The 16,858-nt window shown below is 71.8% G+C and carries 19 protein-coding genes and 1 pseudogene; 11 read left to right on the top strand and 9 right to left on the bottom strand.

The annotated features are described in order from the left end of the window. Together ACFYW9_RS40775 and ACFYW9_RS40770 are read right to left on the bottom strand one after the other, a co-directional pair. Positions 1-671: maltotransferase domain-containing protein (locus ACFYW9_RS40775; RefSeq protein ID WP_389160151.1), on the bottom strand; the 671-nt coding region annotated here is incomplete at its 3' end. 100 nt (positions 672-771) lie between these two features. Continuing rightward, positions 772-963, bottom strand: a pseudogene (locus ACFYW9_RS40770) (DUF5133 domain-containing protein); the annotation flags it as partial. A gap of 304 nt (positions 964-1,267) precedes the next feature. On the opposite strand from ACFYW9_RS40770, the gene ACFYW9_RS40765 reads away from it, so the two are divergent. Further along, positions 1,268-1,783 carry a pep a2 gene (locus tag ACFYW9_RS40765; protein ID WP_389160149.1) on the top strand — a complete coding sequence of 172 codons (516 nt, stop codon included), beginning with the start codon at positions 1,268-1,270 and terminating at the stop codon, positions 1,781-1,783. A gap of 283 nt (positions 1,784-2,066) precedes the next feature. Beyond that, entirely contained in the window at positions 2,067-3,464 is a 1,398-nt protein-coding gene (locus tag ACFYW9_RS40760; RefSeq protein WP_389160147.1) for an FAD-binding oxidoreductase, read from the top strand. A gap of 18 nt (positions 3,465-3,482) precedes the next feature. On the opposite strand, the gene ACFYW9_RS40755 is transcribed toward ACFYW9_RS40760, so the two are convergent. The 4 genes from ACFYW9_RS40755 to ACFYW9_RS40740 form a co-directional block, all read right to left on the bottom strand. Next, the gene (locus ACFYW9_RS40755) at positions 3,483-4,289 is read right to left on the bottom strand and encodes an SAM-dependent methyltransferase (RefSeq protein WP_389160145.1); all 807 of its coding nucleotides are present in this window, start codon (positions 4,287-4,289) and stop codon (positions 3,483-3,485) included. A gap of 36 nt (positions 4,290-4,325) precedes the next feature. After that, positions 4,326-4,823 carry a hypothetical protein gene (locus tag ACFYW9_RS40750; RefSeq protein WP_351866874.1) on the bottom strand — a complete coding sequence of 166 codons (498 nt, stop codon included), beginning with the start codon at positions 4,821-4,823 and terminating at the stop codon, positions 4,326-4,328. 128 nt (positions 4,824-4,951) lie between these two features. Then, complete coding sequence (locus tag ACFYW9_RS40745) at positions 4,952-5,188, bottom strand: DUF397 domain-containing protein (RefSeq protein WP_326789751.1); 237 nt, start codon at positions 5,186-5,188, stop codon at positions 4,952-4,954. 3 nt (positions 5,189-5,191) lie between these two features. After that, positions 5,192-6,058, bottom strand: coding sequence for a helix-turn-helix domain-containing protein (locus ACFYW9_RS40740; protein ID WP_389160142.1), 867 nt, complete (start codon positions 6,056-6,058; stop codon positions 5,192-5,194). A gap of 253 nt (positions 6,059-6,311) precedes the next feature. Between ACFYW9_RS40740 and ACFYW9_RS40735 the strand changes: the two genes are divergently transcribed. Continuing rightward, positions 6,312-7,721, top strand: a complete 1,410-nt coding sequence (locus tag ACFYW9_RS40735) for a hypothetical protein (protein ID WP_389160140.1) — start codon at positions 6,312-6,314, stop codon at positions 7,719-7,721. 72 nt (positions 7,722-7,793) lie between these two features. Here the strand turns inward: ACFYW9_RS40735 and ACFYW9_RS40730 are convergent, their stop codons facing one another. Further along, positions 7,794-8,615, bottom strand: a complete 822-nt coding sequence (locus tag ACFYW9_RS40730; RefSeq protein WP_389160138.1) for an SDR family NAD(P)-dependent oxidoreductase — start codon at positions 8,613-8,615, stop codon at positions 7,794-7,796. 593 nt (positions 8,616-9,208) lie between these two features. Between ACFYW9_RS40730 and ACFYW9_RS40725 the strand changes: the two genes are divergently transcribed. From ACFYW9_RS40725 to ACFYW9_RS40700, 6 genes are all read left to right on the top strand, one after another. After that, the gene (locus ACFYW9_RS40725; protein ID WP_389160136.1) at positions 9,209-9,694 is read left to right on the top strand and encodes an ATP-binding protein; all 486 of its coding nucleotides are present in this window, start codon (positions 9,209-9,211) and stop codon (positions 9,692-9,694) included. Further along, entirely contained in the window at positions 9,691-10,281 is a 591-nt protein-coding gene (locus ACFYW9_RS40720) for a DUF6624 domain-containing protein (RefSeq protein WP_389160135.1), read from the top strand. The genes ACFYW9_RS40725 and ACFYW9_RS40720 overlap by 4 nt, the downstream gene beginning before the upstream one ends. A 172-nt stretch (positions 10,282-10,453) precedes the next feature. Then, positions 10,454-10,969: a hypothetical protein gene (locus ACFYW9_RS40715; RefSeq protein ID WP_351866858.1), complete on the top strand. Its 516-nt coding sequence runs from the start codon at positions 10,454-10,456 to the stop codon at positions 10,967-10,969. Between the two features lie 185 nt (positions 10,970-11,154). Continuing rightward, positions 11,155-11,991, top strand: coding sequence for a hypothetical protein (locus tag ACFYW9_RS40710; RefSeq protein WP_351866855.1), 837 nt, complete (start codon positions 11,155-11,157; stop codon positions 11,989-11,991). Between the two features lie 203 nt (positions 11,992-12,194). Then, positions 12,195-12,731 carry a helix-turn-helix domain-containing protein gene (locus tag ACFYW9_RS40705; protein WP_351866852.1) on the top strand — a complete coding sequence of 179 codons (537 nt, stop codon included), beginning with the start codon at positions 12,195-12,197 and terminating at the stop codon, positions 12,729-12,731. Next, on the top strand, positions 12,728-14,023 hold the full coding sequence (locus tag ACFYW9_RS40700; RefSeq protein ID WP_389160132.1) for an MFS transporter: 1,296 nt from the start codon (positions 12,728-12,730) through the stop codon (positions 14,021-14,023). Before ACFYW9_RS40705 ends, ACFYW9_RS40700 begins: the two co-directional genes overlap by 4 nt. A 204-nt stretch (positions 14,024-14,227) precedes the next feature. Here the strand turns inward: ACFYW9_RS40700 and ACFYW9_RS40695 are convergent, their stop codons facing one another. Beyond that, positions 14,228-14,770 carry a hypothetical protein gene (locus ACFYW9_RS40695; RefSeq protein ID WP_351866846.1) on the bottom strand — a complete coding sequence of 181 codons (543 nt, stop codon included), beginning with the start codon at positions 14,768-14,770 and terminating at the stop codon, positions 14,228-14,230. A 619-nt stretch (positions 14,771-15,389) separates the two neighbouring features. On the opposite strand from ACFYW9_RS40695, the gene ACFYW9_RS40690 reads away from it, so the two are divergent. Beyond that, positions 15,390-16,040 carry a DUF4360 domain-containing protein gene (locus ACFYW9_RS40690; RefSeq protein WP_351866843.1) on the top strand — a complete coding sequence of 217 codons (651 nt, stop codon included), beginning with the start codon at positions 15,390-15,392 and terminating at the stop codon, positions 16,038-16,040. Positions 16,041-16,129: 89 nt separating this feature from the next. Here the strand turns inward: ACFYW9_RS40690 and ACFYW9_RS40685 are convergent, their stop codons facing one another. Then, positions 16,130-16,336 (bottom strand): hypothetical protein, encoded by a 207-nt coding sequence (locus ACFYW9_RS40685; protein ID WP_328456281.1) that lies wholly within the window; start codon positions 16,334-16,336, stop codon positions 16,130-16,132. A gap of 197 nt (positions 16,337-16,533) precedes the next feature. On the opposite strand from ACFYW9_RS40685, the gene ACFYW9_RS40680 reads away from it, so the two are divergent. Beyond that, positions 16,534-16,770 carry a chaplin gene (locus tag ACFYW9_RS40680; protein ID WP_389160129.1) on the top strand — a complete coding sequence of 79 codons (237 nt, stop codon included), beginning with the start codon at positions 16,534-16,536 and terminating at the stop codon, positions 16,768-16,770. The last annotated feature ends 88 nt before the right edge of the window (positions 16,771-16,858 follow it).

Raw genomic sequence — 16,858 nt, 5'->3', positions numbered from 1 at the left:
TGCACCGGCGGATCGACCTGCCCGCTCTCCGAACGCGGGAAGAACTCGTACCACGCCCCGTACAGCGCCCGCTCCCGCTCCACCAGCAACGGCAACGGGAGAGAGGGGGTGAGCCGTTCACGCAGCGGATGCTCCGCGAGAGTGGCGGCCACCTCGGGTGCCAGGGCCGCCGCGAACCGCTCGGCCGGGGGCAGGGAGTCGTCGCGCAGGGTGTCCGCGGCGGCCAGCACCGTGTCCCGGCCGGCGCCCTCGGGCACGCCCGCGGCGGCCCGCTCGTGAAGGGCGGCGCCCTCCTCCAGGACCAGCCCGACGTCGATCCCGGCGGGGACCTTGACCCCGGCGGCGCGCCGCCAGCCGGTCACCGGGTCGCTCCACGCCTCCACCCGGTAGGTCCAGTGGCCCGTCGCCGACGGGGTGACGTCGGCTCCCCAGCGGTCGGTGCCCGGGGCCAGTTCGCGCATCGGCGTCCACGGCCCGGGACGGCCGCTCGGATCGCACAGGACGACATTGGCGCCGACCACGTCATGGCCTTCGCCGAAAAGGGTGGCGGTGACCTGGAAGGTCTCGCCCACAACCGCTTTGGCGGGCCGTCTGCCGCGATCGACGACCGGCCGCACATCCATGACGGGTATGCGGACGGTCTCCGATTTCGCGTCCGTGATCGCGTCCATGCGTCTCGCCTCCGCGGTTCTGGGCCCGGATCGTCGTTGCCGCGAGAGGCCCTCTCGGTGCGGTCCCTGGGACCGTCGTTCAGATCCGTGCCGGAACGTCCTGCAGGTAGACCTCGGCGGCGATCGCCGCCTCCCGTGCGCACCGCTTCCCCATCAGGACGCACAGGGTGTATCCGGTGTTCTCGAAGTTCCCCCGCACCACACGGTCGGAGGGAGTCGCGAGAAGCAGGCGTTCCCACGCCCGGTAGCGCTCCAGATGCCTGGCGACCTCGGCTTTGGCAGGCAGCAGCATCACGCTGGTCACCTTCCCGATCTCTCGACCGCGCACGGCTCGCCTGGCCGGCGGATGAGGGCCGTACGCGAAGGGGAGCCGGTCCGTCACGGAGCGACACCCTCACTCATGGTGCCTGCACGGGGACCGAGCGTCTTGTTGGGTCTTCAACCATGTTGGGCTCGCGCTCGGGTTGCACGAATGGAGTAGCCCTCTCATGCTGAGGGTGACTCAGGAGCGATCGGTGCTCACGCTTCGCAATCGGGGCTCGGTCCCGCAGGGGGCGAGGAGGAGCGAGAGCTTCGCCGGTGAGGAGCCAACGACGATGAAAGCCGCAGTCCCCTGCTACTACCACCTGGACGTGGAGCTCAGCGAGGAAAAGGTCGGACAGGTCAAGCGGATTCTGGCCGCGCACCTCAGGTACTGGAACCTGGAGAATCTCGCGGAGTCCGTCTGCCACTGTGCGGAAGCGCTGCTCCGCACCATCGAGCGGCACTCGGCGGACAAGAACGCCACGATCGAGATGTGGTGGAACGGCCGCCGTCTGTTCGCCGCTGTCTCGGACAACAGTCAGGACATCCGCCCGCACCGGGCACCGCAGGGATGTCTGGCCCAGATCGCCGCCCTGAGCGACGGCTGGGGCTGCTGTGCCACGGGCGTGGGTGGAAAGATCATCTGGTCCTCGTGGCGGGCCCGCGCCGCCGATCGCGCCCCGCTGGACCCGTCCGTGCCCGCGCCCTGTCTGCGGGTGGCGCGTCCGACGCCCCTGTACGCGGTGCTGCCGGAACCCGCGCTGGCCGCCGGACGCGACGAGACCGAGCCGGTCGCCTCCCGCGGATGACCGGCCGGCGGACCCGGCCGTGATGCTCGGCCGCGTTTCCCGACCATGTCGCCGGGCGCTTCGATCCGTACGGGATCGAAGCGCCCGGCGATGCCCGTGTTGCCGTCTCCTGTCGTGTGCGGTCGGTGCGTCGCAGGTCGAACGGGTCGCCGAGCTAGGCGGATGTGACGGGGTTAGGCTGGTCATTGATCGGGCTGAAACGGGCACATCGGACCCAATGGCGGGGAACCGGTCCACGGCCCGGACGCCGGACCTGGGGCGGTCTCCAGATACGGGGATGCACATGTCCACAACACCGGCACAAGCGGCACGCCAGGAACTCTCGGCATTCAAGGGCCAGTTGATCGGCCCGGAGGATTCCGGGTACGACGAGGCCCGTGCCGTCTACAACGCGATGATCGACCGGCGCCCCGCCCTGGTGGCGCGGTGCGCCTCCCCGGAGGACGTCGCCCTGGTCATCGGTTTCGCACGCGACCACGCTCTCCCGCTCGCGGTGCGCGGCGGCGGCCATCACGGGGCGGGCTTGAGTACCTGTGACGACGGGGTGGTCCTCGACCTCTCCCCGTTGAAGGACATCGAGGTGGATCCGGCCGCCCGTACGGTACGTGTCGGCGGCGGCTGCCTCCTGGGCGAGGTCGACCGCGCCACCAACGAGCACGGCCTGGCCACACCGAGCGGCATCATCTCCACCACCGGGGTCGGCGGCATCACCCTCGGCGGCGGACTCGGCCATCTCACCCGCAAGTGCGGGCTGGCCGTCGACAACCTGCTGGAGGCCGAGCTCGTCCTGGCGAACGGTGAGCGCGTCCGCGCCGGTGCCGACGAGAACACCGACCTCTACTGGGCGATCCGTGGCGGCGGCGGCAACTTCGGAGTCGTCACCTCGTTCCTCTTCCGGCTGCACGAAGTGAGCACGGTCGTCGCTGGTCCCACCTTCTGGCCCGTCGAACTCGGCGCCGAAGTCCTCGCCGCCTACCGCGACTTCATTCCCCACGCACCGCGCGAACTCGGCGGCTTCTTCCTCTTCGCCTCGGTCCCGCCGGGACCGCCGTTCCCGGAGGAACTGCACCTGAAGAAGGTCTGCGGTGTGCTGTGGTGCCGTGTGGGCGACGACACGGACGCGGCGGCCCGGGACATGGCCCCGCTGCTCGACGCCCTGCCCGAGCCCCTGCTGCACGGCCCCGCGCCGATGCCGCACCCGGCCATCCAGTCCGCGTTCGACGGCGTCTACCCGCCCGGCGACCAGTGGTACTGGCGGGCCGGTTTCGTCGACGAGATCCCCGGCGAGGCCGTCGAGCTGCACGCCAAGTTCGGCGCCGAGATGCCGACCTGGAAGTCGACCATGCACCTCTACCCCATCGACGGAGCCGTCCACGACGTCGGCCCGACGGACACCGCCTGGGGCTACCGTGATTCCGGCTGGGCCGCCGTCTACGCGGGTGTCGATCCCGACCCGGCCAACGCCGAGGTGATCAAGCGGTGGAGCGTCGACTACTCCGACGCCCTCTTCCCGTACTCCGCGGGCGGTGCGTACGTCAACATGGTGATGGCCGAGGACCAGAACGCCGTCCGCGCGAGTTATCGCGGCAACTACGACCGGCTGGCCGGGGTGAAGGCCGAGTACGACCCCGCCAACCTGTTCCGGCTGAACCAGAACATCGAGCCGGCGTCGAGCGACTGATCTGCCGGGCGGGCCCGTTCACGGTTTGCGGGCCACGCCTCCGTGGACGTCCGTGGGCTCGGGCGACGTACCGGGCTCCGGACGCCACAAGGGGCAGGACACGACGCCGGGTTCGACCGGTTCGAGGCCCTCGTAGAACGCGCCGATCTGTTCGGGGCTGCGCAGCACGTACGGAATCGCCCCCGTGTCGTCGTAGCCCTGCTGGGCGTCCTTGAGGGCGGCGTCCGTGTCCGTGCTGTCGTAGTGCACGAAGCAACTGCCCGGAGGCAGGGCTTCCTGGAGGCGCCGGACGATCGACCTGGCCTCCCCGTAGTCCTGGACGTGGCCGAGGATGCCCATCAGCATCAGGGCGACGGGCCGGGAGAAGTCGAGGATCCGGGACGCCGCTTCGATGATCTTCTCGGGCTCGTGCAGATCCGCGTCGATGTAGTCGGTGACGCCCTCGGGGGTGCTCGTCAGCAGCGCCTGGGCATGGCGCAGCACCAGCGGGTCGTTGTCCACGTAGACGATGCGGGACTCGGGCGCGACGCGCTGGGCGACCTGGTGGGTGTTGTCGTACGTGGGCAGGCCGGTGCCGATGTCGAGGAACTGGCGGATGCCGAGCTCGCCCGCCACGAAGGTGACGGTACGGACCAGGTAGTCGCGCGAGGCGCGGGCCATCGTCTCGATGTTCGGGGCGACTTCGCGGTACGCGTCACCGGCGACCCGGTCCACCTCGTAGTTGTCCTTCCCGCCCATCCAGTAGTTCCAGATGCGAGCCGAGTGCGGCACCGTGGTGTCGATCTTGGACAGTGCGTCCTGGTCGGGGGCGGGTCGGTCGGCCATAGGAGCTCTCCTGCCGTGCGTCGCGCGGTCGGTTCTCTACGTTATCGGCAACAGGCCTGTGCCGAGGCCGAGTTGACGGACGGTCCGGGAGGGGTCGTGGACCGCGCCGGCCGGTTCTCCGGTGTCGAGGGTGATCACGGGGACGTGCTGGGCCAGGGTCCGCAGCACCCGCTCGTAGGCGCCGACCGCCTCGGCGTCGTCCGTCCGGCCCGTCAGATGGACGAGCGCGCCCCCGCGTTCGGCCACCGCCTCCGCGAAGTCGAGCGCCTGGATCCATGTCACCCGGGAGCGGCCGCGGCGCAGCGGTCCGTAGACCAGTTCGTGGACGAGACCGCCGTCGACGGCCAGCCGGCCCGGCGCGGACAGGAGTTCGCGGTAGGGCTGGGTGGGGTCCACGTGGTGAAGGTGCCCGTGCAGCGGGCGGATCGTGAAGCGGTGGCGGGCCAGTTCGGCGAGGAACGGGCGCCGGTCGAGACCGTCGGGACCCTCGACGACAAGCGTCCGGCACCGTGTGAGGGCCTGTTGGAGGATCATGCCCGTATCCGCTCCCTCCGGGACGAACGGCTTCGCCAGTGTGGGAGGACAACCCGCACGGCGGGAGTGTGCGTGCGGGTTGTCCGGTCGTGGGGGCGTGGTTGCGGTCTCCGGAGGCGCGGACTCGTTCAGGCGATCAGGAAGTCGGCCTGTCCCGACTTGGCGCCCTCGATGAACGCGGCCATCTCGTCGCGGGAACAGATCAGCGCGGGTCCCTCGGGGTCCCGTGACTGGCGCAGCGCGACACTTCCGTCGGCGAGCCGCTTGGCCTCGACGCAACTTCCGCCGTTGGTGCCGCTCCAGGGCTTGTGCCAGCCCTCGGTCCCCAGACCGGCCGCGGACATGCCGTTGTGCACGGGTCCCATGGATCACAACTCCTTACGCAGTTCACCCAGGATGGCCCTGGTCCGGGCGACCGGCTCCGCCTGTACGGACATCCGGTCCAGTACTTCGAGATAGTTGACGACGACGTCGGGCCGGTCGACGTAGACCGCGCCCACCAGGCTCTCCGTGTAGACGATGTCGGGGAGTTCGGAGAAGCCGAAGCGGAAGTGGTGGAAAGGGCCGAACGCCCCCGGGTGCGCGCCCACACCGAAGCGCATGATCTGGATCCGGACCTTCGGCAGGTCCAGGGCTTCGGTGAGCCGGTCGAACTGGGCCCGCATCACCTCGGGTCCGCCCACCGGCCGGCGCAGCACCGTCTCGTCCAGGATCGCCCAGACGGCCGGAGCGTCCGGTTTGGCGAGCAGGTCCTGGCGTTTCATCCGCAGGGCGACGCGACGGGCGACGTCCTGCTTCGACTCGTTGGGGAAACCGACGCGCATCAGGGCCGTGGCGTAGTCGCGGGTCTGCAACAGGCCCGGGACGTAGTGGGGTTCGTAGAGACGGATGACACCGGCCTCGCTCTCCAGGCTCACGTAGGCGCTGAACCAGTCCGGCAGCACATCGCGGTAGGAGTACCACCAGCCCGGCTTGTTGGCCTCCCTGGCCAGGGCCAGGAAGTCGTCGACCTCCGCTGTCGGCACCCCGTAGGCGCGGAGCAGTTCCCTCACGTACGGGATGCGGAGCCCGACCTCGGCCTTCTCGATCCTGCGGACCGTCAGGGCCGTGACCTCGATGGCGCGCGCCGCCTCCTCGAAGGAGACCCCCGCCTGTTCCCGCAGATGGCGCAGCCGTTTCCCGAGAACCAGGCGCAGGACGGTCGGCGCGCTGCCGCCGGAGCGGTTCTCGCCCACGTCCTACCTCCCGGTAACGGCCGTCTCAGGGGGCAGTGTGCCACGCGGCCGATGTCAGGGACAGAGCGGCGCGGATCGTTCTGAAATTATCAGAACGCCGGTTGCACAGGCGGCGGGCGGGCCACCATAGTGATCGAGTGACCTGTCGCACATTCGGCGACGATCACTCTCAACTGCGCTTGTCCACACGGCAATTGAAAACCCGCCAGATGGGATCGGAGCGCAGCCGCACGTGGATGTGAGGCGATTCGGGATGGCTGCCGTGACCGAGGGGCAGATGAGGAACGCCGGCGGGAGCGCCGGGCCGAATCGGGTGCTGGGGACCGTGCTCAAGGAGGCCGGCTGCTCCTACGCCTCCCTCGCTCTGCGGGTCAATGAACTGGGGCGCCGTCAGGGCGCGGACTCCCACTACGACAAGGCGTCGGTCACTCGCTGGCTCCAGGGCCAGCAACCCCGTGGAAGCACACCGGAGTTGATCGCCGCCGTCCTGTCCGAGCGGCTGGGCCGCGCCATGTCTCCCGCCGACCTCGGCTTCCACTCCGACTCCCAGCGCCCGGTCGCGGGCAGAGCGCTCGTCTACGGCGAGGACGTGGCCGAGACCCTGCACACACTCGCGGAACTGGGCTCGACCGACATCTCCCGCCGCAGCCTCCTCGGCACGGTCCCCTTCGTCGCGGCAGCCCTGACGACCCCCCAACGCGATTGGCTGCTCTGGCTGTCGGAGCACCAGGAGGCGCTCTCCCCGGCGCTGTCCGTGGGCGGCGGACCCGTCGAGCAGGTGCACGCGATGATCGCCGTGTTCGACCAGATGGACAACCACTACGGCGGCGGCGGAGTCCGCACCAGCATCGTGCACTACCTGTCCACCGAGGTCGTCCCGATGCTCCAGCGGCGCGGCACACCGGCCGGCCGGCGCCGACCGCTGTACGCGGCCGCCGCGCGCCTGGCCGCCATGGCCGGCTGGAGCTCGTACGACGCGGGGGAGTACGGCCTCGCCCAGCGCTACATGACCCAGGGCCTGCGGCTGTGCGCCGAGGGCGGCGACCGGGTGCTCGGCGGCCAGATCCTCGCCGGGCTCTCCCACCTCGCCACCAGCCTCGGCCGCCCCGACGAGGGGGTGGCGCTCGCCCGCGCGGGAATCGTCACGGCCCAGGGGGCGGGCAGCCCCCTCGGACTGATGCGGCTGTACGCCATGTCGGCCCGCGGACATGCCGCGCAGGGCCGCTCGGACGACACGTCCAAGGCGCTGCTGCTGGCGGAGCGGCAACTGGCGGCGAGCAAGGGGGCCGAGCAGGAGTCACCGTGGGTGCGTTATCTGGACCACCACTACCTTCAGGCCGAATCCGCCCTGTGCTTCCGTGACCTGGGACAGGCCCGGCAGGCCGAGCGCACGGCCGGCGAGTCGCTCGCCTCGGGCGCCGACCGGCGCAGGCGCCAGGCCATCAGCCGTTCCGTCCTCGCGACCGCGCACCTCCAGCAGGACCGCCTGGACGAGGCGGTCGGCATCGCGACCCTGGCACTGGAGACCCTCGGCACCGTGCACAGCGAACGTTCCGTCCAGGCCCTGCGCGACTTCCGCAGACGCCTCGAACCCCGCCGCGCCGAACCGGTCGTGCAGGAGTTCGAGCGCCGTTCCCGCGGGGTCCTCGGGGCGGTTGCCTGAGAGGCCGGCGCATCACCCCTGACCGGGCTCGGTGCCATGGGCGGGAGCGGTACCGCCGGTCCGCCGCCGGGGTCAGTACCCCTCGGGGGAGGGGGCGTTCTGGGCGCGGTCGACCGGGAGGTGCGCGCCGGAGATCCCGCTCGACCAGTCCGACAGCAGGAACGCCACGACCCGGGCCACCTCCTGCGGCGCGACCGGCGCGCCGCCCGGCAGCTCCGCCGCCACGAAGCGGGCGAACGCCTCGGGCTCCTCGCGGCGCATCCGGTCCCAGCGCCGGCCGGGGATCAGCATGGACCCGGGGGAGACCGCGTTCACCCGGATCCCGTCCGGACCGAGTTCGCGGGCCAGCGAAGCGGCGAGCTGGATCTGCGCGGACTTCGCGACCGAGTACTGCGCGGGCGGACCGGGCTTCCAGCCGGAGATCGAGGAGATCACCACGACGGAGCCGCCGCCCGCGGCCCGCAGATGCGGGACCGCGGCCCGCACCAGCCGGGTCGCGTGACCGACGTTCACCGCCCAGGTCGCGGCCCAGTCCTCCGCGTCCGCGTCCTCGAAGCCGCCGCCGCGCGAACCGCCCGTGCAGGCCACCACGCCGTCCAGGCCTCCGAAGCGTTCCGCCGCGTCCTGGACGAACCCCTCCAGGTCCCCGGGCGCGGTGACGTCCAGCCGTCCGGTGAACAGACCGGGACCCACCGAAGCGGCCAGCGCCTCCAGGCCCCGCGCGGTGCGCGCGCAGGTGGCCACCCGTACGCCCTCGGCGGACAGCAGCCGCACGATCTGCTCGCCGAGCCCTCGCGTACCGCCGGTCACCAGCACCCGCTTGTCACGCAGTCCCGCCCGGCCGGTGTCACCGTCAAGGGACACCGCCGCCCCGCCCCCGCTCCCGTTCCTCACAAGATCGAACATACATCCCGCGCCACTACGTTCTTACAACCGGACAACCCGAATACCCCCTGGTCGCCGAGGCAGTCCGGCGTGTTGGCTGCACGGGCAGCCGCCGAGACAGCCGCCCCCGGGCTGCACCCGAAGGAGGACCGATGCCGGCATCCAGGGCGCCGCGCCGCGAGCCGTGGCCCGCACCGGCCCACGGCAGCCGGGCTCCGGGGCACGAGGCGCGGGTACCGGAGCAAGGAGTCCACCCGGCGGACGACCAGGCACTCCGCGCCCACCTCGCCGAACGGGCCGAGCCCTCGGCACCGGCCGCACCGGAACCCCCGACGGCCCCGGCCCCGACCGAGCGCGCGCAGGCCCCGGCTCCGGCTCCGACCGAGCCCGTACGGTCCACGGCCCCGGCAGGGACCGGACCCACGGGGTCCGCGACCCCGGCCCCGACCGGGCCCCTGGATTCCCCAGCCCCGGCCCCGACCGGGCGCGTACAGCCCCCAGCCCCGCACCCGACCGAGCCCGCACCGTCCCCGGCTCCCGCCCCCCGCGCCCGTTCCGGACCGTCGGGAGCCCCGGACTTCTTCGCGGGCTCCACACCGGTCGTGGCCCCCGCCCTCCCCGGGCCCGCCGTCCCCTCAGGGACCTCCGTCTCCGGGGGCCTTCCCGCGAGCCGGGTGTGCGGGGCGCACGGCCTGCGCACCACCGTCCCGGCGCATCCCTCGCGGGTGCCCGTCGTGCGGGCCATGGTCGCCGAGTACCTCACCCGCCTGCGGCTGCCGGCCCAGCGCGTCGACGACGCGGTGGTCGCGGCCGGGGAACTCTTCACCAACGCCCTCAGGCACGGCAGCCCGGACCGCGGCGACACCATCACCGTCGGCATCGAGTGCGACCCGCGCGAACTGCGGGTGTCCGTCGCCGACCGCTCCTCCGCCCTGCCCGCGGAACGGACGGCGGGCGGCGCCGAGGAGTCGGGACGCGGGCTGACGATCATCGCCGCGCTGAGCGACGACTGGGGCATCGCACCGGCCGACCCGGGCACCACGGGAAAGAAGGTGTGGTTCTCGATGGTGCTTCAGGCGGTGCCGTGAAGATCGCCCCGAGGCATCCGGCCAGGGACACCGGGGCCGGTCCCGGCGGCCGTGGCACCGCGCCGATGGTCCCGGCGCTCGCCAGGGCCCTGGCGGGGGAGCTCCTACGCCGGGCCGGCGAGGAACGCCGCCTGATGCGCCAGGCGCGGGACCGACCCACCGGGCCGTGGCGCGAGCCCCTCGCCGCGTGCCGCGCGGGCAACGCCGAGGCGCTCGCGGTCATCGTCCGGCGGCACGGCTGGCCGACCACCGACCAGGTCGGGGCGCCCGCCTCGACCGCGGCCCTGATGATCCTGCTCCACGCCCCCGACCTCGGCCTGCAGCTCGGGTGCCGCGACCTCATCGCGCGGGCCGCGGCCGACGGACTCTGCCCGGCACTGCACCACGCCTACATCGCCGACCACTGCGCGGTGGAACTGGGTCTGCCGCAGTTCTACGGAACCCGCGTCGATCCGGTCACCCTGCGCCCCTGTCCCGTCCGCAGTCCCGGGACTCTCGACGAGCGGCGCCGGGATGTCGGACTGGGCCCGCTCGACGAACAGCTCAGGCGTCTGCGCGACGACGTCCGGGGCTTCCGGGGAACGTGATGTGAAGCACGCCCGGAAATACCCCGTTCGGGTGGCGCGGAAAGATTCTGGCTGGGCACGGCTTGATCACCGATCAAGAAAGGCGAAATTGCTGGCCACGGCATGTCCGGCGCATTTGACACTTCGTTGAGGGCACAGATAGGAACAACTCTCCGAAGTGGAGAGGTGGACTGTGCGCGAGCCGAACGTGGTCGGGGACTGGCAGGAGTACGACGAGCAGGCCGGCCTGCGTGTTCGCGTCCATGGTGTGGAAAAGGCGGAGCCCCCGAAGGGGCGCGACGACGCCGCCGACGAACTCACCTACTTCAGATTGCGGGTGACCGTCGAGAACCGTGGCACCGAGCATTTCGGCATCCTCCTCGAAGACGGCCAGATCGATATCCGTGTCGGCGCGGACGGCGAGAGCGCGTTCCTCGACTGGCGCAACTCGCAGTTCATCGAGGGATACGACATCTATCCCCTGCGCCGGGCCACAGCGGTCCTCTTCGCGGCCGGCCCCGACGCCGTCCTGGACCGGATGGACATCCAGGTCCAGCTCAAGGTCGACGACGAGTGGACCGAGCGCTACCTCTGGGCGGGTGGCATCGAGAACGACACGCCCGTCGAGGCGGGCGCGCGTCCCGACACGGCCCGGGACAGTCTCGCCTGCCAGGTGACCAACTTCCTGAGGCGTGAGGCGGAGTCCTGAGCCCACCGGCCCGAACGCCGCGGACCACGGGTGTGCCCTGTCCGCGGGCACAGGCGTGTCCCGTCCGCGGGCGGGTGCGGGCGTGTCCCGCTTCATGGGCAGATGCTTTCAGCCCCGGAAAATCGCCCGAAAGATGACAGGGCGGGTGAACACCGGATTTCTCCGCTCCGGGCTATGGTCGCCGGGTGAGTCGAACCGAAGCGCGCTCCGAGGGGGCGGGTCCCTTCACGACCCGGCTGACCTGGCGTCTCATGGACGGGCGTATCGCGGTCTGGGAGTCGCGCCGGGCCCGTAAACGCGGTTTGCTCACCGTGCGCGTCCCGGGCGAGGCCGAGGCCCGTTCCCGGCGGGCGGACACCGTGTCGATCGCCCGGCTGCGCCGGCTGAACTCCGTCGCCGCGGCCGCGTTCACGGTCGGCGGGCTGCTGTTCGCCCTCGGGGCCGGGGTCGCCCAGTTCGGCTCCAGGGGCGCTACGGGCGCCTGGATCTACTTCGCGGGCGGGCTGTTCTTCAACACCGGGGGCTACGCCTCACTGCTCCAGGCGGTGAACGCTCCTCGCCGCGACAGCGAGTCCGACGCGCTGGCCGGGCGGCGCTGGAGGTGGTGGAGCTACGAGCCCGGCCGGATCGACTGGCTCAGCACGTTCCTGCTGTTCGCGGGAACGCTCGTGTTCGGCGTCAATCTGCTGGACTCGCTGCTGAAGGGACTCTCGGTCCAGCAGACGGACCGGCTGATCTGGGCGCCCGACATGATCGGCTGCGTCCTGTTCCTGGTCTCCGGCCACCTCGCTGTCGTCGAGGTCTGCCACGGGCGTCCCCGCGTCCTGGCCGGCGACCTCGGCTGGTGGATCGTCGCGGTCAACCAGTTCGGATCCGTGCTCTTCCTCGTCTCGGCGCTGGCCGCCTTCACGCGGCCGGCGACCGGCAGCCTCGTGAACGTCGACATCGCCAACTGGGGCACCCTCGCGGGCGCGCTGTGCTTCTCGGCCGGAGGCGTGATCCAGTTCTTCGAGCGGCCCTGAGGCGTGCGGCGGACAGCCGTCTCCTCGGGCCCCGGGTGTGAGCGGTCGAGGTGCGGGAAGCGCCGCCGAGATCGGTCTCGGCCTGATCTGCCTGCTGTGTGAGGACTTCGAGCCGGCGGGGCACCGGGGTCGGCACGCGGCTCGCGCGGGGCCCGGCGTAAATCCCCTTGCGCAATGGTCAAGAATCGTTGACCATTGTTCGCATGCCTACCGATGATCTTCCCGAGACGTTTCACGTCACCACGGACGACCAGTTGCGCGCCGTCTCCAGCCTCACGCGTCACCGGATCATGGCCGTGCTCCGCTTCGAGCCGGCGACGATCACGCAGATCGCCGAGCGGGTGGGCCTCGCGAAGGGGAGTTCCAGCTATCACGTGCGGCTGCTGGAGCGGGCCGGCCTGGTGAAGGTGGTGCGGACGCGGAAGGTGCGGGGTGTCACCGAGCGGTACTACGCGATGGCCGCGCGGTCGATCGAGCTGCCGGATCCGGGTGAGGGAGGGCCGGATGTGCTGATGCGCCATGCGGTGGCGGACCTGGAGGCGTCGCCGGTCGACGAGCGGCACGTACGGATGGCGCATCTGCGGCTCACCGAGGAGCAGTTCGCGCAGCTGGGGGCGCGGTTGCAGGCTCTGGCGGACGAGTACCGGGAACTGTCCGATCCGTCGCTGCCGGACGCGTCACTCGTCTTCGCGCTGTTCCACCCGGCATCGCGCGAGCAGGCCGAGGGGAGTGCCGAGTGACCTCGGAGGTCAGGAAGCCGCCGGCCGGGTTCGGACGGCTGTGGGCCGCGCAGACGGTGTCCTCGCTCGGTGACGGGGTGTCGCATGCCGCGCTGCCGCTGATCGCGTTGACGCTGACGCGGGATCCGATGGCGCTCGCCGTCGTCACGGCCGCGGGGACGCTGCCGTGGCTGCTCTTCGGGGTGCTCGGCGGTGCGCTGGTGGACCGCTGGGACCGCCGGCGCACGATGTGGGTCATGGACGTGGCGCGTGCGGTGCTGCTCGGGATACCCGCGGCGGCGGCCGTGCTCGACGTGCTGAGCATTCCGCTGCTCGCGGCCGTCGCCTTCCTGCTCGGCCTCGGCGGGCTCTTCTTCGACACGGCCGCCACGGCCTATCTGCCGGATCTGCTCGGCCGCGACCCCGCACTCCTGGAGCGCGCCAACTCCCGCCTGCGCGGCGCCCAGACCGCCATGTCCGGCTTCGCGGGGCCGCCCGCGGGCAGTGCGCTGCTCGCGCTCGGGCGGGCGGTTCCGCTGCTCGCCGACGCGGTGTCGTTCGCGCTCTCCGCACTGCTCGTACGTACGCTGCCCGCCATGCCCAGGCCCCTGCCGGAGGCCCGGGAGTCGCTGCTGCGGCAGGCGCGGGCCGGGGCCTCGTACGTCTTCCGGGACCGGTTGCTGCTCGGGCTCGCGCTCCGCCCGGCGGTCGGGAACGTCGCCTTCCTCGCCGTGGAGACCGTCCTCGCCCTCTTCGCGCACGAACGCCTCGGCATCGACACCTACGGCTTCGGCCTGCTCCTCACGGCGGAGGCCGCCGGCGGCCTGCTCGGCGCGGGCATCGCCTCCCACCTCGGCCGACGGCTCGGCACCGGCACCGCACTGACCTGCACGGCCGCGGTGGAAGGGCTTGCCGTCCTGGGCCTGGCCGCTGCCCCGAATCCGTACGTGGCCGGGTCGGCGCTCGCCGTCTGCGGGGCCGGCATGGGCGCCACGATGGTGCTCGCGCCCTCCCTCCGGCAGGCGATCGTCCCCGCCCGCCTCATGGGCCGGGTCGCCTCCACCTCCCGCATGCTGGCCATGTGCGCCGCCCCCGTCGGGGCCTTCCTCGGCGGCTGGCTGGCCACCACGTACGACATCCGCACCCCGCTCTACGCCGCCGGCGTCCTCCTCCTGGCGATGACGGCCGTCACGGCGTCCATGACCAGCAACCGCCGGGTCGAAGCGGCGCTGCGTGCCGCCGCTCCGGCCGGCGGCCCGGATCACCCGGCAGCCGAGGATCCCGCCCAGGAGCGTGCGTCCGAGGTGTTGTGACGGCTGCCGCGCCGCGAACGCCTCACGACGAGCCGGATGCCGGGCCTCGCGGGGCGCGACCAGCGGCCGGGCCGGTCGGGCGTGCCGCCCGTCGGTCCTCGTCGTCCTCGGCGGCGTCCGGGTCCCGGGAGGGGCGCAGGACCTGGCCGGGGCCGCCGGCTGCGATGTGCCGCGCCACGCCGGGACCGTCGTACCGGCGATCGGCTACCGATCGCTCGCCGGGTTGCCCTCGACCCACTGGATGAGGAGCTGTCGTACGTACGGATTGCCCTCCTGGGCGGCGTGCGCCAGCCGCTCCGCGCTCGCCCGTGCCGCCCGCCAGCCCGCCGGGGTGTCCTCGGCGTTGGCCTGGTCCGCCGCGCCCAGCGCGTCGGCCGCCAGGAGCCGGAGGTCCTCGGAGAGATCGTCGTCGGCGGCGGCCCGGTACGCCTCCAGACGCAGGGCCGCGAGAGCGTCCTTGGAGGGGGCGGGCTGCGAGGGCGGCTGGGCGTAGCCGCTCACCGCTATGACCACGCAGAAGGTGGCGACGTCCCGGTTGCTCTCCGACTGGCCCTTGGCGATGGCGGGCGCGAGCCAGGTGGAGGCCCGCCAGTGCAGGACCGCGGTGGCGATGAGAAGGGCAACGGCCAGCAGTGCGAAGGGAATCCAGCCACCGAAGAACCAGCCGAGCGGCCCGAGGACCAGGAAACAGACGGCGCTGCTCATCCATATCCGGCGGCGGCCGAGTCTCAGGTGTCGTGGATCCATGTGTCTCAGTGTCGCAGGGGCGCCCGGGACGCGCTGAGGGGGCGGGCGATTCGCGCGGTCCCATCCCCTTCCGGCCCGCCCGGGACACGGGAGCGAATGCCTGGAGCCGGGGTCCGGGGGCGCTCGGGCCCCGTCACGCGGGGGCGGCCGGGGCGCCCGGGCGCCTCCGGCGCCTTGGCGGCGGGCACGCACCGTGACGGCCGCCGGGAGACCGTCACTCCCGGGGCCGGGGCCGGGGTCGGGGTCGGGGCCGGAGCTGGGGCCGGGGCCCTGGGCGGCCGTCGTGCCCGGCGCGACGGCCGCGGGTGCCGCGAACCGTGGTGAACAGGCCGGTGGCCGTGGCGCCGGGTGTGAACGGCGCGTATCGAATGGCCGGAGATGGCCCTGTCCGGCGCGGCCCCCCGTACGTACGATTTCGTCGCTCCCGGTCTTCACAGCTCCTTCACAGCCGGGAGTGGATCGAGCATGTGCATTTGTCATGCGCATGCACAAAAAAGCCGCTTGATCCAACGCACTGGTCCGAGACGGTTCCCCGTCCGTTCGGGGAGCCGCACCCCCCATTCATGGCGGCGCACCCGCGTGCTGCCGCCGGAACACCGACGCAACGGATTGGAGCACCATGGCCGGTGGCCTGTTCATGGGTGGCGCGATCGCCGCCCTGTTCGCCACAGCGCTTCCCCTGTCGAGCCCGAACTCCGGTATCGAAAACCCGCCCCCGGACAAGATCGTCATCAGTGTCGCCACGGTCAACGGATCCGGCTGTCCCCAGGGGACCGCGGCCGTCGCCGTCTCCCCGGACAACACCGCCTTCACGGTGACCTACAGCCAGTACCTCGCCCAGGTCGGAGGCAACGCCGACCCCACCGCGTTCCGCAAGAACTGCCAGCTCAACCTGAACGTGCATGTCCCGCAGGGTTTCACCTATGCCATCGCCAGCGCGGACTACCGCGGCTTCGCCTCGCTCCAGTCGGGCGCCAGCAGCACGGAGAAGGCCTCGTACTACTTCCAGGGGTCCCCGAACACGGCCTCCATCACCCACCCCTTCCGCGGCCCGTACAGCGACGACTGGCAGACCACCGACACCACGGACTGGGCCCAACTGGTCTGGGCACCCTGTGGTGTTCAGCGCAACTTCAACATCAACACCGAGCTTCGGGTCAACGCGGGCACCTCGACGCCCGGCAGCTCCAGCTTCATGACCATGGACTCGACGGACGGTGACATCAGCACCGTCTACCACCTGGCCTGGAAGGAGTGCCCCGCCGTCTGACCCGCCCGTTCGCTCGCGGATCCTCGGCCGGCTCCACCGCATCGGAGCCGGCCGAGCCGGTCCAGGGTCCTCGTCCTGCGGGCAGGACCCTATGGCAGCAGCTTGTCCACCGCCGCCGAGCCTTCCTGCTCGAGTTTGCGCTCGGCCCAGGCGAGGCTCTGCGGTGTGACGTCGCGACCCGCGGCGAGAACCAGGTCCTCGGCCGTCACCGGGCCCTCGGTCCCGGTGTGCAGCAGCGTGTCGGGGGTCGCCCTGTCGTCGGAGGGCGTGGACGCGTCGGGCTGGCTGGTTGGCATGGTCTCTCCCTGTTCCACCGGATCTGTATTCACGCTACGGGCATTCCGTACGCCCCGCGCGACACGCCCTGGGCCAGGGCCTTTCCATGCCCGCCGCGGCGGGGCGAACCCCCGTTCGGCTGCTCTGGAATGTCGACAAGTGTTCGCGGAGGTGATGGTGAAGGAGCTCGCACCACTGCGAATGAACGGAGCTTGGAATGCGTATTCGTCTGATGGCCGCCGCCGGACTGGCCAGCGTGGCCCTGCTGGCCACCGCCGGGACCGCCGCCGCCGACCCCGGGCCGGTGGTCGGTGTCGCGGGGGACAGCCCCGGAGTCCTGTCCGGCAACGTCATCCAGATCCCGGTCGACGTCCCGGTCAACCTCTGCGGCAACACGGTCAACGTGGTGGCGCTGCTGAACCCGGCGGCCGGAAACAGCTGCACGAACAACTGACGGTCGGCGGGGGCGGGCGGGCCAAGCCCCCACCCGCGGCCCCCGCCAGCCCCCGCCGCACAAACAGAATCACCACAGAGCCCCCCGG

Source organism: Streptomyces sp. NPDC002698, assembly GCF_042888945.1.
Lineage (GTDB): Bacteria > Actinomycetota > Actinomycetes > Streptomycetales > Streptomycetaceae > Streptomyces.
Note: the sequence above shows the minus strand (reverse complement) of the source record. Positions and strands in the feature narration are given on the sequence as shown.

Excerpts from the sequence above, each read along its gene's own strand:
- ACFYW9_RS40765 (WP_389160149.1), top strand. The coding sequence starts at position 1,268 with ATGAAAGCCGCAGTCCCCTGCTACTACCACCTGGACGTGGAGCTCAGC.
- ACFYW9_RS40760 (WP_389160147.1), top strand. The coding sequence starts at position 2,067 with ATGTCCACAACACCGGCACAAGCGGCACGCCAGGAACTCTCGGCATTC.
- ACFYW9_RS40755 (WP_389160145.1), bottom strand. The coding sequence starts at position 4,289 with ATGGCCGACCGACCCGCCCCCGACCAGGACGCACTGTCCAAGATCGAC.
- ACFYW9_RS40750 (WP_351866874.1), bottom strand. The coding sequence starts at position 4,823 with ATGATCCTCCAACAGGCCCTCACACGGTGCCGGACGCTTGTCGTCGAG.
- ACFYW9_RS40745 (WP_326789751.1), bottom strand. The coding sequence starts at position 5,188 with ATGGGACCCGTGCACAACGGCATGTCCGCGGCCGGTCTGGGGACCGAG.
- ACFYW9_RS40735 (WP_389160140.1), top strand. The coding sequence starts at position 6,312 with ATGGCTGCCGTGACCGAGGGGCAGATGAGGAACGCCGGCGGGAGCGCC.
- ACFYW9_RS40705 (WP_351866852.1), top strand. The coding sequence starts at position 12,195 with ATGCCTACCGATGATCTTCCCGAGACGTTTCACGTCACCACGGACGAC.
- ACFYW9_RS40695 (WP_351866846.1), bottom strand. The coding sequence starts at position 14,770 with ATGGATCCACGACACCTGAGACTCGGCCGCCGCCGGATATGGATGAGC.
- ACFYW9_RS40690 (WP_351866843.1), top strand. The coding sequence starts at position 15,390 with ATGGCCGGTGGCCTGTTCATGGGTGGCGCGATCGCCGCCCTGTTCGCC.
- ACFYW9_RS40685 (WP_328456281.1), bottom strand. The coding sequence starts at position 16,336 with ATGCCAACCAGCCAGCCCGACGCGTCCACGCCCTCCGACGACAGGGCG.
- ACFYW9_RS40680 (WP_389160129.1), top strand. The coding sequence starts at position 16,534 with ATGCGTATTCGTCTGATGGCCGCCGCCGGACTGGCCAGCGTGGCCCTG.